At 71.2% G+C, this 16338-nt stretch carries 10 protein-coding genes; all 10 read left to right on the top strand.

Translation table 11 applies throughout. The annotated features are described in order from the left end of the window. The first annotated feature begins 366 nt into the window (after window positions 1–366). The 10 genes from ACWC1K_RS20945 to ACWC1K_RS20900 all read left to right on the top strand — a co-directional run bounded on the left by ACWC1K_RS20945 (window position 367) and on the right by ACWC1K_RS20900 (window position 16337). A complete protein-coding gene (locus ACWC1K_RS20945; RefSeq protein WP_450833249.1) occupies window positions 367–1845 on the top strand; it encodes a sugar transferase in 1479 nt (492 codons plus the stop codon). A gap of 103 nt (window positions 1846–1948) precedes the next feature. Further along, window positions 1949–3265, top strand: a complete 1317-nt coding sequence (locus tag ACWC1K_RS20940; RefSeq protein WP_450833247.1) for a nucleotide sugar dehydrogenase — start codon at window positions 1949–1951, stop codon at window positions 3263–3265. A 4-nt stretch (window positions 3266–3269) separates the two neighbouring features. After that, window positions 3270–4520, top strand: a complete 1251-nt coding sequence (locus ACWC1K_RS20935) for a glycosyltransferase family 4 protein (protein WP_450833246.1) — start codon at window positions 3270–3272, stop codon at window positions 4518–4520. After that, window positions 4517–5887 carry a polysaccharide biosynthesis protein gene (locus ACWC1K_RS20930; protein ID WP_450833244.1) on the top strand — a complete coding sequence of 457 codons (1371 nt, stop codon included), beginning with the start codon at window positions 4517–4519 and terminating at the stop codon, window positions 5885–5887. Before ACWC1K_RS20935 ends, ACWC1K_RS20930 begins: the two co-directional genes overlap by 4 nt. Continuing rightward, on the top strand, window positions 5884–7401 hold the full coding sequence (locus ACWC1K_RS20925; protein ID WP_450833243.1) for a Wzz/FepE/Etk N-terminal domain-containing protein: 1518 nt from the start codon (window positions 5884–5886) through the stop codon (window positions 7399–7401). Before ACWC1K_RS20930 ends, ACWC1K_RS20925 begins: the two co-directional genes overlap by 4 nt. Before the next feature lie 3 nt (window positions 7402–7404). Continuing rightward, window positions 7405–9339 carry an asparagine synthase (glutamine-hydrolyzing) gene (gene asnB / locus ACWC1K_RS20920; protein WP_450833241.1) on the top strand — a complete coding sequence of 645 codons (1935 nt, stop codon included), beginning with the start codon at window positions 7405–7407 and terminating at the stop codon, window positions 9337–9339. A 19-nt stretch (window positions 9340–9358) separates the two neighbouring features. Beyond that, a complete protein-coding gene (locus ACWC1K_RS20915; protein ID WP_450833240.1) occupies window positions 9359–11548 on the top strand; it encodes a bi-domain-containing oxidoreductase in 2190 nt (729 codons plus the stop codon). Beyond that, a complete protein-coding gene (locus tag ACWC1K_RS20910; protein WP_450833238.1) occupies window positions 11545–13503 on the top strand; it encodes an alginate lyase family protein in 1959 nt (652 codons plus the stop codon). The genes ACWC1K_RS20915 and ACWC1K_RS20910 overlap by 4 nt, the downstream gene beginning before the upstream one ends. A 10-nt stretch (window positions 13504–13513) precedes the next feature. Then, window positions 13514–15055 (top strand): right-handed parallel beta-helix repeat-containing protein, encoded by a 1542-nt coding sequence (locus ACWC1K_RS20905; protein ID WP_450833237.1) that lies wholly within the window; start codon window positions 13514–13516, stop codon window positions 15053–15055. 1 nt (window position 15056) lies between these two features. Further along, on the top strand, window positions 15057–16337 hold the full coding sequence (locus tag ACWC1K_RS20900; RefSeq protein ID WP_450833235.1) for an O-antigen ligase domain-containing protein: 1281 nt from the start codon (window positions 15057–15059) through the stop codon (window positions 16335–16337). Window position 16338: the final 1 nt, after the last annotated feature.

The raw sequence follows: 16338 nt of genomic DNA, 5'->3' as shown, positions 1-16338 counted from the left end.
ATGGGTCGGCGTTGCAGAGAGCCAGTAGCCGCGTTTCTGGTGCCGACGTGGGGGTGATCAATTCTTGAGGCCCGAGAGGGGCTTCGGGTGCGGGGAGCATCCGGGGCGTCGACGGGTTTCCGTACAACTCGAGAGTCTGGCCGGGCACGTGAGTGTGCTGCGGCCAGGGCGAGTTGTTCAGGTGCGGTTGCAGTAGCCGTGATGTCGTGCGCGGGAGGCGGGGGCCTCCCACGGGAAGGGACAGCGCATCGCGGGGGGCGGGGACCTCCCAAGGGGAGGAAGCGTGCGGGAGGCGGGGGCCTCCCGTGGGGGAGGGGCAGCAGTGTTGGGCGAACACGTCGTATCACTGGGGACCGGGGGGTTTCTGTGCGGCAGGGGGGAATAGTCGACCCTTTTTCGTCAGCGCGCGGGCGTCTGGCGAACGAGGCGATGAGCCGGCCCGCGAGCGACTGGGAACAGCGGTACCGCCGTACCGTGATCACCAGCGACACGGTTGCCACCGCCTTGGTGGTGGCGGCGATAGGCAACTTCTTCGGGGCCCGGGACGCGGCCAACTGGCATGAGAAGTGGGGGATACTCGCCTTCGGCACCTGGCTGCTGGTGCTGGGAGCGCTCGCGGTGGGCCGGGCGTGGGCTCCTGCCGTGCTCGGCCAGGGCGCCGAGGAATTCCGAAGACTCGGACGCTCACTGTTCGCGGCGACCGTCGTGCTGGCGCTCGGCGGCATAGCCCTCACCTCGCGCAACATCAAGCTCTGGATCTTCGTCGCGGTCCCCGCGATCGCGCTGGTCACCATGACCGCGCGGTATGTGCTCCGCCTCTGGCTGCACAAGCAGCGCAAGGAAGGCCGATGCCTCAGGCCGGTGCTCGCCGCCGGAAGCCCGGCCACCGTGCGCGACCTGATCACCCGGACCCGCAAGTTCCCGCACATCGGCTGGCGCGTCGAGGCCGTGTGCACGCCGGACGGTCGCGGGCGCGACGGCGACCAGCTGGACGGTGTACCGGTCGTCGGCCGGTTGACGGACGTCGCCAAGCACGTTCACCACGACGGCTACCGCGTCGTCGCCGTCACGCCGGACCCGCACTGGACGCCGGACCGGCTGCAGCGGCTGGCCTGGAACCTCGAAGGCAGCGATGCCGAGATGGTCGTGGCGCCGGTGCTGATGGAGGTGGCCGGCCCGCGGCTGCACGTCGACGCGGTGCTCGGTATCCCGCTGCTGCGGGTCAGCCTGCCGGCCTTCACCGGAGGCCGCCGTGCCATCAAGGCGGTCGTCGACCGGGTCGGCTCGGCGGTCCTGCTGATGCTGTTCGCGCCGCTGATGGTGTTCGTGGCGCTGCTCGTGCTGGCGGACAGCCGGGGCGGTGCCTTCTACCGCCAGCGCCGGGTCGGCAAGGACGGCCGCGAGTTCACCATCCTGAAATTCCGCACCATGGTCGTCGACGCCCACCGGGCACGCGCGGAACTCGCCGACCGCGACGAGGGCGCAGGGCTGCTGTTCAAGGTCCGCCACGATCCGAGGGTGACCCGGGTGGGCGGGGTGCTGCGCCGGTACTCGATCGACGAACTCCCGCAGCTGTTCAACGTACTGACGGGATCGATGTCGCTGGTCGGCCCACGACCGCCCCTTCCGGAGGAGTGCGCCGCGTACGACCCGGACATCCGGCGGCGGCTGCTGGTCAAGCCCGGCCTCACCGGTCTGTGGCAGATCAGCGGACGCAGCGACCTGCCGTGGGAGGAGGCGGTCCGCCTCGACCTTCGGTACGTGGAGGACTGGTCGCTCGCCCTCGACACGGTGATCTTGTGGAAGACATTGCGTGCGGTGCTGCACGGGCAGGGGGCCTACTGATGCGCGGGGGGCGTCGTCCGGCCGACATGTGGACGGCAGGCCACAAGGGCCTTGCTGGGGGGACCGCAGGCCACAAGGGCCTGCGTGGGGGGAGGAACGGGTCATGAGAGTCAGCGTTTTCGGGCTCGGCTACGTGGGCTGCGTATCGGCCGCGTGCCTGGCCAGCCTGGGGCACGAGGTCATCGGCGTGGACGTCAACCAGGTGAAGGTCGACCTGGTCAACGACGGCAAGGCGCCGGTGGTCGAGGAGCGCATCGGCGAGCTCATCGCCGACGTCGTGCGTACCGGCGCCCTGCGCGCCACCGCCGACGTCCGCGAGGCGATCGAGGACAGCGAGATCTCGCTGATCTGTGTCGGCACACCGTCGGAGCCCAACGGCAGCCTGTGCACCACCTACTTGGAGCGGGTCACCGAGGAGATCGGCGCCGCGCTCGCCGAGCGCGGCGGACGGCACACCGTCGTCTTCCGCAGCACCATGCTCCCGGGCACCTGCCTGAACCTGCTGGTGCCGATCCTGGAGAAGAGCCTCGGCGGCACGGTCGGCGTGGACGTCGGGGTCGCGGTCAACCCGGAGTTCCTGCGCGAGGGCACCAGCGTGCGGGACTTCTTCGACCCGCCCAAGACCGTCATCGGCGAGCTCGACCCGGCCAGCGGCGACGCGGTGACGGCGCTGTACGAGGGCCTGCCCGGCGAGGTGTTCCGGGTGCCGGTCCCCGTGGCCGAGGCGATCAAGTACGCGGACAACGCGTTCCACGGCCTGAAGATCGGCTTCGCGAACGAGCTGGGCGCGGTGTGCCAGGCGCTCGGGGTGGACTCGCACCAGGTCATCGACGTGTTCCTGGCCGACCGCAAGCTGAACATCAGCCCCGCCTATCTGCGGCCCGGCTTCGCCTTCGGCGGCTCCTGCCTGCCCAAGGACCTGCGCAGCCTGGTCCACGCGGCACAGCGGGCCGACGTCTCGGTGCCCATCCTCTCCCACGTGCTGCCCTCCAACGCCGACCACCTCCAGCGCGCGGTGGACCTGGTCGAGCGCACCGGCAAGCGCCGGGTGGGAATGTTCGGGCTGTCCTTCAAACCCGGCACCGACGACCTGCGCGAAAGCCCGCTCGTCGAGCTGGCGGAGCGCCTGTTCGGCAAGGGCTATGACCTCAAGATCTACGACGCCAATGTCAGCCTGTCCCGGCTGCTCGGCGCGAACCGCGAGTACATCGAGAACCGGCTGCCGCACCTCGCGCAGCTGCTCGCGGAGTCCGTCGAGGAGGTGCTCGACCATGCCGAGGTGTGTCTGGTCGGCACCAGGGACCCGTCCGTGCTGTCGGTGCTGCCCCACGGGAACGCCCCGGTGATCGTCGACCTCATCCACCTTCCCGACGCCGACGAGCGCCGGGCCGAACCTGGGTACGTGGGCCTTGCTTGGTAATGCAATGAGCGGTGAGGGGTCGGGGCGACGCGCCCTGATCCTGGTGGAGAACCTGTCGGTGCCCTTCGACCGGCGGGTGTGGCAGGAGTGCACGACGCTGCGCGACGCGGGCTGGACGGTGGACGTCATCTGTCCGCAGGGCACCAAGCGCGACACCGAGCCGGAGGCCGTGATCGACGGGGTGCGGATCCACCGCTACCCGCTGCGCGCGGCCACCGGAGGGCCGGCCGGCTATCTCAAGGAGTACGGATCGGCGCTGTGGCACACGGCCCGGCTGGCCCGCAAGGTCGGCCCGGTCGACGTGGTGCACGCCTGCAACCCGCCCGACCTGCTGTTCCTGCCGGCCCTGTGGCTCAAGCGGCGCGGCGCGCGGTTCGTCTTCGACCAGCACGACCTGGTGCCCGAGCTGTACCTCTCCCGCTTCGACCGCGGCAAGGACCTGCTCTACCGCGGCGTGTGCGCGCTGGAGCGGCGGACCTACCGGGCCGCGGACATCGTCCTCGCCACGAACGAGAGCTACCGCGAGGTCGCGGTGCGCCGCGGCGGCAAGCGGCCGGAGGACGTGTTCGTGGTGCGCAGCGCGCCGCAGATCGATCGGTTCCAACCGGTGCCGCCCGAGCAGGAGTTGAAGCGCGGCAAGCCTCATCTGCTGTGCTACCTGGGCGTCATGGGCCCCCAGGACGGCGTCGACTACGCCCTGCGGGCGCTTGCGAAGCTGCGCGACGAGCTCGGGCGGACCGACTGGCATGCGGTGTTCGTCGGCTCCGGCGACGCCTTCGACGCGATGGTGGAGCTGTCCAAGGAACTCGGTCTCAGCGAGCAGGTGCAGTTCACCGGGCGGATTCCGGACGCCGACCTGGTGCGCTACCTGTCCACCGCGGACGTGTGCCTGTCTCCCGACCCGCGCAACCCGCTCAACGACGTGTCGACCATGAACAAGGTCCTCGAGTACATGGCGATGGGCCGGCCGATCGTCTCCTTCGACCTGAAGGAGGCGCGCGTCTCCGCCGGTGACGCCGCCGTCTACGCACCCGCCAACGACGAGGCCCGGTTCGCCGAGCTCGTTGCGGAGTTGATGGACGACCCGGACAAGCGGGCCCGGATGGGCAAGATCGGCCAGGAGCGGATCAGCGGGCCGCTGTCCTGGGAGAACTCACAAGCGTCGCTGCTCGCCGCCTACGCGGCCGCCTGCCGTGACCACACCCCGGTGTCGGCGAACGACCCGATCCGGACAGGGAAGAGGCAGCGCAGTTGAGCGAGGACACGATACGCCTGGTCACCATCGGGCGGATATTCAGCCGGCGTTGGCGGCTTCTCGCCGTCCTCGCCGTCGTGGGCGCGCTGGTCGGCTTCGGCGCCTCGGTCGTGGTGTTCCCACCGCGTTACACGGCGTCGGCCCCCGTACTCCTGCCGGGACTGTGGGAGGAGCGCGAGCTGCTCACCCAGGTGGACCTCGCGACCAGTTCGGCGGTGGTCGACCGCGCGGCCGACGCGCTGCACTGGTCCGGCGTGAGCACCACCGAGCTGCGGGACCGGGTCAGCGCCAAGGCCGCGGACGGAAACATCATCACCATCGCCGGAACGGCCGACACCCCCAAGCGCGCGCAGCAGCTCGCCGACCAGGTGGCCCAGCAATTCGTGCAGTACACCGCGCAGATCGCGGGCAGCGGCACGGACTCCGCGACCAGCACGGCGAACGACGCGTTGCGCAAGAAGGTCGAGGAGGCCAACCGCCGCATCAGTGACCTGGCCAAGGCGGCCAACCCGGGACAGACAGTGGAGAGCGTGCAGGCCCGCACCGAGCTCGAGAACCTGCGCACCTCGCTGGAGGGGGCCATGAAGAAGGTGGACGAGGCCAACCCGGCGACCAACAAGGCAGGCATGGTCGTCATGGGGCCCGCCGCCCCGCCGACCGGTGAGGCCGCGCCGACGAGGGTCCAGCTCATCGTCGGCGGCGCGTTGCTGTTCTTCCTGCTCGCGGTCATCGGCCATCTCGTCGCCGCACGGATGAACCGCCGGCTGCGCACCGAACCGGAGATCGCCGCGGCGCTGGGTTCCACGCTCCTCGGCACCGTCGACGTGGCCGGTGAACGGCGCGCACGCCGGCCGGAAGCCAGGGGCTCACGAGCCCGCATCCGCCGCTTCCTCGGGCTCGACACCCCGTGGGACCTGCCGGCCCCGCAGAAGTCCGGCGACGAGGCCGGCCGACGTCTGCGCTACCGGCGGGTCTGCGCTCGCCTGAAAGAGCGACTGCCCTCCGCCCAGCGGCTGCTGGTCGTCGTACCGCAGGGCGACGACATCGCCCGCCGGGCCGCGGGGCAGCTCGTCGCCGAGGCCAGGAGCGGTCCGATGCTGCGGATGGTGGAGGTGCCGGTGGACCGGCCGGTGGTGCCGGACCGCGAGAACGAGTCCGGTGCCGTGGTGGTCCTCAGCGTGGACAGCTGGACCGCCGAGGAGCTCGCCGGCATCGCGGAGGCATGCGCGGACGGCAGGCATGAGGTCGTCGGCATCGTCGTCGCCGACCTGGTCCAGGCCCGCCCCACGAGGTCTGCCGGCCCGCTTCCGGACGACGCCACGCTGGCGCTCGCGGTGCGCGGCCACGCAACGGGAGGTTCAGCGTGACGACAAGCACGACCTCGGAGTCGTCGCCCGCCACTCCGCTCATCGACCTACAGGCGCTGGTGGTGGCGGTGCGCAGGCGCCGTCGCCTGTGGACGGCCATGGCGCTTCTCGGCCTGCTGGCCGGCGCCGCGGTGGCGGTCCTGATGCCGCCCCCGCCGACCGCAGTGACCAAGGTGCTGGTCGCGCACGCGGAGGACCAGCCGAACGACACCGGCACGCTGATCCGCACCGACGTCCAGCTGCTGCAGACCACGCAGATCGCCGACAGGGCGCTGCAGTCCCTGAAGTCCCCGGTGAAGCCCGAGGACTTCATGAAGGACTACCAGGGTGCCGGTCTGACCAACAACCTGATGCAGATCACCGTGACCGGCGACACCGACGCGCAAGCGGTGGCCCGCGCCAAGGCACTGGCCGACTCCTTCATCGCGGACCACGTACGGCGGATGAAGGACACCGCGAAGGCCGAGGCCAAGGCCCTGCTGGACCAGCGTGACCGCATGCGCGTCGAACTCGCCCAGGTCAACAAGCAGATAGGAAACCGGTCCCCGGACACCGACCCCAAGGCGTCGGCGGGCATCGAGACGCTCTTCGCCCGCCGGGCCGAACTCAACGCGCGCATCTCCGACTTCGACCAGCGCGCCGCGGACGCCCGCACCGGAACCCCCCAGGTCATCGCCGGCACACAGATCGTGGACACGCCGCGCGCGGTGCGCCACTCCCTGCCCAAGGCCCTGGTCACCGAAGCCGCCGTCGGGGGGATCCTCGGGCTCGTCCTCGGCCTCGCCCTGGCCGCGGTCGGCACGGTGGTGGCGGACCGTCCCGTATTGCGCCGGGACATCGCCGCGAACCTGGGCGCCTCGGTCATCGCGGAGCTGCCCCGCCGCTCGGGCAAGCTGTGGCAGCGCCGCCGCACCCGGGTCACCCGCGAACGGCTCACCGCGACCCTGGCCCGCACCACCGGCGATTTCGCGGAACCGGTGTCGCTGCTGGAACTGGGCTGCGCACGCAGCACGAGCGTGATCGCCCTGGACCTCGCCAGGGCCGTGGCGGCACAGGGTCCGGTGACCGTCGTCGACGCTCTGCCCGGCGGGCAGCTCGAAGGCCGTAAGAAGCCGGGAGATCCGCCCGTGGTCAGCGGCGAGCGTGCCGCGACCCTCTCGCCTCAGGAGCGCCGCATCGGCGTCGGCTCGGTGGCGCCCGGCACGGCATGGACCGACCTGCGCCACCTCGGCACCCAGACGGTGCTTGTCGTACGGGCCGGACACGGCAGCGCGGCCTGGCTGCACACCGTGGCCCGGCAGCTCGCCGACCAGCGCATTCCGGTGATCGGTGTGGTGCTGATCGACCCCGATCCGCGCGACCGTACCGACGGCACCCTGTGGGACGGGCTGCACACCGCGCTGCGCGGCCGCGCCGAACGGCCGGCCCGGCAGAACGGCACCAACCAGCCGCGGACGGAGCGGCAGCCGATCTGGGCCACCCGCGTCCCGGGCAACGACCAGGACGGGCGGTAGCACATGTGTGGCATCGCAGGCACCTACCGCTGGCCGGACGGAAAGCTGGTGACCGACCGGCTCACCGAGACCCTCGCCCACCGCGGCCCGGACGGGGCGGGCCGCTACGGCCACCCCGTCGGTGACGGCGAGGTGCACCTCGGGCACCGCCGCCTCTCCATCATCGACCTGAGCGAGACCGGCGCCCAGCCGATGGTCTCGGACGGCCTCGCCCTCACGTACAACGGCGAGCTGTACAACGCGCCCGAGCTGCGCGCCGAGCTGGAGGCGGCCGGGGTGCGCTTCCGCGGCACCTCCGACACCGAGGTCCTCCTGGAGGCCTGGCGGCGCTGGGGCACGGACTGTCTGCCCCGGCTGCGCGGCATGTTCGCGTTCGGGATCTTCGACGAGCGCACCGGTGAACTGGTCCTGGTCCGCGACCAGTTGGGCATCAAGCCGCTGTTCCTGCTGCGGCGCGGCGAGGGTCTGGTGTTCGCCTCCGAACTGAAGGCGCTCGCCGCCGCCACCGGCGGCAAGCTGGAGGTGGACCACGCGGCGCTGGTGGCCTCCCTCCTCTATTACTGGGTGCCGGACTCGCGGTGCGCCTTCCGCGAGGCGGAGAAGCTGCCGCCGGGCAGCTGGCTGCGGTGCCGGCCCGACGGCCGGGTGGAGCGCGGCCGGTTCTGGGACCTGAAGGAGGTCGCCGCCGAGGGCCAGGAGCGGGCCCGGACGGGTGAGCAGCCCGACCTGGCCGCCGTCATCGAGGAGTCGACCCGGCGCCACCTGCTCTCCGACGTCCCCGTGGCGACCTTCCTCTCCGGCGGCCTCGACTCCAGCTATCTGACCGCGCTGGCGGCCCGCCACCAGCCGGGGATCTCCGCCTACACGATCGGTTTCCGCGCCGAGGACGCCAAGTTCGAGGCGATGCCCGACGACCTGCGCTACGCCCGGCAGGTGGCCGCCCGGTTCGGCGTCGACCTGCACGAGATCGAGATCGCCCCGAACGTGCTCGACCTGCTGCCGCAGATGACGTACAGCCTGGACGAGCCGATCGGCGACCCCGCCGCGATCAACACGTTCCTCATCTGCACGGCCGCACGCGAGGCCGGGGTCAAGGTGATGCTCTCCGGAATGGGCGCCGACGAGCTGTTCGCCGGCTACCGCAAGCACCTGGCCAACCTGATCGCGCTGCGCTACCAGCGCGTCCCGCGGCCCCTGCGGCGCGGGGTGTCCGCGGCCGTGGACCGGCTGCCGGTCGCCACCTCCCGCCGGGGATTCCGGTCGGTGCGCTTCGCCAAGCGGTTCCTGTCCTTCGCCGACCTGCCGGAGGAGACCGCCTTCCGGCGCAGCTACACCATGTATGACCAGGAGGAGCTGCTCGCCCTGCTCGATCCCGACCTGGCCGGCACGGTCGACGACGTACTGACCGAGCATCAGGACGTCTACCGGGACAACGACCTCGACGACTTCGTCAACCGCATGTGCCTGACCGACGCCCGGATGTTCCTGCCGGGACTGAACCTCACCTACACGGACCGTTCCAGCATGGCCGCGTCGACCGAGGTACGGACGCCGTACGTGGACGTCGAGGTGGTCAAGGCGGCGTTCGCGATCCCCGGCGACCGCAAGATCGCCGGACGGCAGGGCAAGGCGGTCCTGAAGGAGGCGGCCACCTCGATCCTGCCCCGGGAGATCGTGTACCGGCCCAAGGGCCTGTTCAGCGCCCCGCTGCGGGCCTGGATGAGCCGGGACCTGGCGCCGCTGGTGCGCGAGGTGGTCAACGACGGCGAGCTCGTCCGTTCCGGGATCCTGCGCCGCGACGCACTGAAGCGGATGGTCGCCGAGGACGCGGCCGGGCAGCAGGACTTCTCCAAGCATCTGTGGCACGTACTGACGCTCGAGTACTGGTATCGCGACGCGACCTCTGGGTCCGGCCAGAGCACTCGTTTGACGGCTTAGGAATCTCAGAGGAGTTCGAGTGAAGCAGGTTGTACAGAACTACAAGAGCGGCGAGCTGGCGGTGCTCGACGTTCCGGTGCCGGGGTGCAAGCCGGGCGGGGTGCTGGTCCGCAGCGCCTACTCGCTGATCTCCACCGGCACCGAGATGATGAAGGTGTCCGAGGCCGGCATGTCGATGCTGGGCAAGGCCCGCTCCCGCCCGGACCAGGTCGCCAAGGTCATGCAGAGCGTGGCCACCAACGGGGTGCCCGCCACCTACCGCAAGGTGATGGGCAAGCTGGACTCCTACACACCGCTGGGCTACTCGCTGTGCGGGGTGGTCGAGCAGGTCGGCGCCGGCATCGACGACGTGAAGGTCGGCGACCTGGTCGCCTGCGCCGGCAACGAGCACGCCCTGCACGCCGAGCTCAACTGGGTGCCCAAGAACCTCTACGTCCCGGTGCCCGACGGACTCGCGCCCCAGCACGCGGCCTTCGGCACCGTCGGGTCGATCGCCATGCAGGGCGTCCGCCAGGGCGAGCCGCAGCTCGGCGAAGTGGCCCTGGTCATCGGCCTCGGACTGATCGGGCAGCTGGTGGTGCAGCTCCTGGCCGCCTCCGGCGTCCGCGTCGTCGGCGCCGACCCCGATCCGGCGCGCTGCGAACTCGCCGAGCGCCTGGGCGCCGCGGCCTGCGGCGACCCCGCCTCCGCCGCCGTGGAGAACGCCGTCGCCGAACTCACCGACGGTCATGGCGTGGACCAGGTGTACCTGGCCGCCGGCGGCGGCAGCAACCAGCCCGTGGAGCTGGCCGCCAAGCTGGCCCGGGACCGCGGCCGGGTCGTCGACATCGGCAAGTGCCGCCTCGACCTGCCGTGGAACGCGTACTACGAGAAGGAACTCGACGTCCGCTTCTCCCGCTCGTACGGCCCCGGACGCTACGACCCGGAGTACGAGCTGGAGGGCCGCGACTACCCGATCGGCTACGTCCGCTGGACCGAGCGCCGCAACCTGGCCTGCTTCCTCGACCTCGCCGCCCGCGGCAAGATCGACGTGGAGCCGCTGATCTCGCACGTCGCCGACTTCGACGACGCTGTGGAGACCTACCAGCGCCTCAAGGACGGCGAGCTGAAGGCCATCACCGCGCTGTTCCGCTACCCCGAGCAGGCGGGGGAAGCGAAGGCTCCGGCGGTCGCCGTACCCGCAGTGAACGTGAAGCCGAGTCCGGCCCGCGCCGCCAGGACACCGGTCAGGCTGGCGTTCGTCGGCGCCGGCAACTACGCGACGTCGATGCTGCTGCCGCACCTGGCGCAGCGCGAGGGCGTCGAGTTGTCGACCGTCGTCACCACGACCGCGCTCTCCGCGGCCAACGCGCAGCGGAAGTTCGGCTTCACCGAGGCGACCACCGACCTCGACGCCGTGCTCGGCGACAAGTCCATCGACGCGGTGTTCGTGGTCACCCGGCACAGCTCGCACGCCGATCTGACCCGCAAGGCGCTGCTGGCGGGCAAGACGGTGTTCGTGGAGAAGCCCCTGGCGCTCAGCGAGGACGAGCTGGCCGGAGTGCTCGCGGCGGTGGAGGAGTCCGGCAACGACCGGCTGCAGGTCGGCTTCAACCGCCGCTTCGCGCCGCTGCTGCAGGAGGCCAGGAAGCAGTTCGGCACCCGGAGCGGCCCGGCGAGCCTGCGTTACCTGGTCAACGCGGGTCAGTTGCAGCACGGCAGCTGGTACCTCCAGCAGGGCACCGAGGGCTCACGCTTCGCCGGCGAGGGCGGCCACTTCATCGACACGGCGAGCTGGCTGCTCGACGCCGACCCGGTCTCCGTCTACGCGGTCGCCCCGTCCGGCAACGAGGATCTGCAGGTCGTGCTGCGCTACCCGGACGGGTCCACCGCCACCATCAGCTATGTCACCACCGGCGCCCCCGGCTTCCCCAAGGAGACGCTGGACCTGGTCGCCGACGGCAAGGTGCTGCGCCTCGACGACTTCGTCCGCGCCTCGCTGTATTTCGAAAAGAGCACAGCCGGCCGTAAGAAGTGGGTCAGTTCACGGCTGCCCAAGGCCCGCGACAAGGGCCAGAACGCCGAACTGGCCGCGTTCATCAAGGCCGTGCGGACCGGCGGCCCGATGCCGGTGCCGCTTCAGTCGCTGGTCGCCACCACGGCGGCCACCCTCGCCGTGCAGGCCGGCCTGGCCGGCGGCGCGCCGGTGACGTTGGAGAACGCACGATGACGATGAGCGCGGGCTGGTACCTGCGGCGGCTGTCCCGGATGGGACCGCAGGAGGTCGCGGGCCGGGTGGGCGACACGCTGCGCAGACGGCGCTGGCGGTCGGCGCCGCCGAACTGCCCGAGCGTGACCGGCGCCCGGTTCACCGCGGTCCTGCCCGCCGGAGCGATCGCCGCGGTGCCGTCGGACGCCGCGAAACGCCTCGTGGCCGAGGCGGACCGGCTGATGGACGGGCACGCCGAGTACTTCGGGGTGGCCCGCGACGACCTCGTCGACCCGGACTGGTGGTACGACCCCAAGACCGGGCGCCGGGCCCCCTCGGGCTATGCCTTCGACGTGCCGTACCGCAGCGAGGACGCGGTCGGGGACATCAAGCAGATCTGGGAGCTGTCCCGGCACCACCACCTCACCCAGCTCGCCGCCGCCTACGCGGTCACCGGGGACGAGCGGTATGCGGAGCGCGTGGCCGCGCACCTGCGGTCATGGTGGGAGGCCAACCCGCCGCTGCGCGGGGTCCATTGGATCAGCGGCATCGAGCTGGGCGTCCGGCTGCTGTCGTGGGTGTGGGTGCGCCGGCTGCTGGAGGGCTGGCCGGGCGCGGCCGGACTGTTCGAGGACAACCCGGTGGCGCTGAACCAGATCTGGCACCACCAGCGCTGGCTGGCCGCCTTCCCCAGCCGGGGATCGTCGGCGAACAACCACGTCATCGCCGAGGCCGCCGGGCAGTTCGCCGCGGCCTGCGCGTTCGGCTGGTTCCCCGCCTCGGAGCGCTGGCGGGCCGACGCCCTGCGCTCGCTCGACCGGCATCTGCGCAGCAACACCTTCCTCTCCGGCCTCAACCGTGAACTGGCCTCCGAGTACCACGGCCTGGTGCTGGAACTCGGCCTGGCCGCCCTGGCCGAGGCCGATGCCGCCGGCGTGCCGGTCCCCGCGACCCTCCGTCTGGTGCTGCTGCGGATGACCGACGCGCTCGCCGCCGTCGTGGACAACCGGCTGCGGCCGCCGCGCCAGGGCGACGCGGACGACGGGCACGGTCTGATCCTGGACGGCGAGGGCACCGACCGCTGGGGCTCGCTGCTGTCCACCGGGGACGCCGTGTTCGGGCGGCTCGACTGGTGGCCGAGGGTGACCGGCACCGATGTGCGCACCCCGCTGCTGGCCGCGCTCATCCGGCCGTACGAGAAAAACGGAACCGGACCGGCCGTGTCCCGCCCGGCAAGCAGGCCGGGCCACTTCGCCGATGCGGGTATGACGATCCTGCGTGGCCCGGAGGAGATCTGGTGCCGCTGCGACGGCGGCCCGCACGGCTTCCTGTCCATCGCCGCGCACGCCCACGCGGACGCGCTGTCCGTGGAGGTCCGCCACGACGGCGTCGACGTGCTCGCCGACCCGGGGACGTACTGCTACCACGGGCAGCCCGAGTGGCGGCAGTACTTCCGCTCCACCCTCGGCCACAACACCCTTGAGCTGGACGGCGCCGACCAGTCCGTCTCCGGCGGCCCGTTCCTGTGGACCCGGCATGCCGACACCCGCGTACTGGTCGCGGAGACGTCCGGCGCGGGGTCGGCCCGCTGGAGCGCGGAGCACGACGGCTACCAGGGCTCGGTGCACCGCCGCCAGGTGGAACTCACCGCCGAGAGCCGGGAGCTGAAGGTGGTCGACGAGGTGCGCGGCCCGGGCGGGGCCGTGCGGCTGGCCTTCCACCTCGGCCCGAGGATCACCGCGGAGCTGGTGGAGAACCGGGCCGAACTGACCTGGACCCGGGACGGCGAGGACCGCTCCGCGGTGCTCGACCTGCCCGGGCAGCTGTCCTGGCGGGCGCACCGCGGCGAGAGCGAGCCGCCGCTGGGCTGGTACTCCGCGGGATTCGGGCGCAAGGAACCCGCCACCACCCTGGTCGGCACCGGCTTCACCGACGGCACGGAGGGCTTCACCACCGTGCTCAGGTTCCGCGGCTAGGGAGGGGCACGTGCGGATCAAGAGGCGGCCTTGGGCGTGGGCGGTGGCACCGCTCACGCTGGCCCTGCTGGCGTTGACGGGCTGCGACGGCACGCAGCCCGCCGAGGCGAAGGCGACGACCGCCGCGCCCACCATGTCCGGGGCGCGGACCACCGCCCTGGCCCGGGTGTGCGCCAAGCCCGAGGCCGGGCCGGCGAAGGCCCCGGCGGGCGCGGTGACGGTCGACCCCGCGAAGGTCGGCGACCTGGCGGCGAAGACCAAGAGCCACCCCGCCGACACCACGTTCTGGCTGCGACCGGGCAAGCACCGGCTCGACCCCGACCGCTACGCCCAGGTCATCCCCAAGAAGGGGGACCGCTACCTCGGCGCGCCCGGCGCGGTGCTCGACGGCCGGAAGACCAACCAGTACGCGTTCGCCGGCACCGCCCAGGGCGTCACCATCGCCTACCTGACCGTGCAGGGCTTCGTCCCGCCGCAGAACGAGGGCGTGGTCAACCACGACTCGGCCGACGGCTGGGTCATCGAGCACTCGACCATCCAGAACAACCTGGGCGCCGGGCTGATGGCCGGAGCCCGCCAGCAGGTCCGCGCCAACTGCCTGCGCGCCAACGGTCAGTACGGCATGAACGCCTACAAGGGCAGCGGCCGCATCAGCGGCCTGGTGGTCGAGGGCAACGAGATCGTCGGCAACAACACCGGCGACTGGGAGCGGCGCCAGCAGGGCTGCGGCTGCACCGGCGGCATCAAGTTCTGGGCCGTCGACGGCGCCGACGTACGCGGCAACTGGGTGCACGACAACCGCGGAACCGGACTGTGGGCGGACACCAACAACAACGACTTCCGCATCGAGGACAACGTGCTGGAGGCCAACGACGGCGCCGCGCTGATCTACGAGACCAGCTACAACGCGGTCATCCGCAACAACACCATCCGGCGCAACAACTGGGTCGAGGGCCGCAAGGCAGCCGGCCGCGGCGACACCTTCCCGTTCGCGACCGTCTACCTGTCCGAGTCCGGCGGCGAACCACGCGTCAAAGCCCGCACGAACAAGATCGATATCTATGGCAACCTGCTGGAGAACAACTGGTCCGGGATCACCCTGTGGGAGAACGCCGACCGGTTCTGCAACAGCCCGGCCAACACCTCCTCCGGTGACTGCACGCTGCTGGTGAAGAAGACCAGCCGCTGCTCGAAGTCCACGATCACCAAGGCACCGCTCTACGCCGACTGCCGGTGGAAGACCCAGCGGGTGGACATCCACGACAACCGCTTCGTGCTGGACAAGTCGGTCCTCAAGTGCACGACGAAGTGCGACCGCATGGCCGTGCTCTCCAACTACGGCACCTATCCGGACTGGTCGCCGTACAAGGGCGAGAAGGTGGCCGACGCGATCACCCTCAAGCAGCACAACCGCTGGCACGACAACGTCTACGCCGGGCCGTGGGCCTTCGTCGTCCACGACCCCAGCAAGGTGCTCGACTTCCAGAGCTGGCAGGGCGCGCCCTACCAGCAGGACGCGGGCAGCACCATCAGCGGACAGGCGGGTGGTTGAGATGAGCACGCTGTCCGGCGCCGAACCGCGCTCCGCCGGCACACCGAGGATCATCGGGGTCGTCTGGGGGCTGCTGGTCCTCAACACGCTCGGCTCCGCCGGGGCGAAGACCATCGTCCCGCTGCCCCGCTCCCTCATCCAGATGGTCACGATGGGCGCCCTGGTCGCCGCGTTCACCCTGGCGCTGACGGTCAATCTCCGGGTGCGCATCCGGCCCAGTGCGTACGTCTTCACCCTCACCCTGCTGCTGGTGTCGAGCGTGATCTCCAGCGCGAATCTGGAGTCGGGGTTCGGCGCGCTGTTCCGCTGCTTCCGGCTGGCTCTCTTCGTCGGCACCCTGTGGCTGCTCACCCGCTGGTGGGACGGCGGCCTGACGTTCGTCAGGCACCACATCCGAATGTACTTCGCGGTGCTCGGATCGGTGGCCGCGGGCCTCGCCGTCTCACCGGGTGCGGCCCTGCCCGACCTCTACGGCGGACGCCTGGTCGGCGCGCTGTGGCCGCTCACCCCGCCGCAGATCGGACAGTACGCGGCGGTGATCATCGGGCTGACCGTGCTGCTCCTGCTGGGCCACCGGACCGACAAGAAGAGCGCGGCGGTCATCATCGTGCCGTCCCTCGTCCTGCTCGCGCTGACCCACACCCGTACGGCCACGCTCGGCCTGCTCGTCGGGCTGGTGCTGGCGATCGGCTCGCTCCTGCTGACCAGCGCCGCCGCCCGCCGCTTCTTCACCTGGGCGGTGCTGTTGGCCACGGTGGCCGCGGTGGGGTTCGCCTCCATGCTCCAGTCGTGGTTCCTGCGCGGACAGAGCAAGGAGAACTTCTCCAGCCTCACCGGCCGCGCCAAGGTCTGGGACGCCCTGCTGTCCGCGCCCCGCTCGACCTCGGAGCAGCTGTTCGGCGTGGGCCTGGGCGACAAGTCGTTCGGCGGCCTGCCGATCGACAACAGCTGGCTGGCCGTCTACAACGAGCAGGGCCTGATCGGCGTGACCCTCGTCGCGGTGATCATCGTGGTGCTGGGCGGTGTCGCGCTGCTGCGGCCGCCGTCGCTGCAGCGGGCCTGCGCGATCTTCCTGATCAGCTACTGCGCGATGGCCTCGTACACGGAGGCAGGTCTCGGCGACGCCTCACCGTATCTGCTGCATCTGGCCCTGGCCGCCTCGCTGCTGGCGGCACCTGCCGAGGCCGCCGTCCTCACGACGCCCGAAGTCCCCCGGCTTTCCACGCCGGAACTCCCTCGACAGCGCGTCCCGCGCTGGGCCCGCCGATCGGAGGTGACCTGAG

It is taken from the genome of Streptomyces sp. NPDC001492, assembly GCF_053597275.1.
The sequence above is the reverse complement of the archived record's forward strand: the minus strand, read 5'-3'. Positions and strand labels throughout refer to the sequence as shown.

Excerpts from the sequence above, each read along its gene's own strand:
- ACWC1K_RS20940 (WP_450833247.1), top strand. The coding sequence starts at position 1,949 with ATGAGAGTCAGCGTTTTCGGGCTCGGCTACGTGGGCTGCGTATCGGCC.
- ACWC1K_RS20935 (WP_450833246.1), top strand. The coding sequence starts at position 3,270 with ATGAGCGGTGAGGGGTCGGGGCGACGCGCCCTGATCCTGGTGGAGAAC.
- asnB (WP_450833241.1), top strand. The coding sequence starts at position 7,405 with ATGTGTGGCATCGCAGGCACCTACCGCTGGCCGGACGGAAAGCTGGTG.
- ACWC1K_RS20910 (WP_450833238.1), top strand. The coding sequence starts at position 11,545 with ATGACGATGAGCGCGGGCTGGTACCTGCGGCGGCTGTCCCGGATGGGA.
- ACWC1K_RS20900 (WP_450833235.1), top strand. The coding sequence starts at position 15,057 with ATGAGCACGCTGTCCGGCGCCGAACCGCGCTCCGCCGGCACACCGAGG.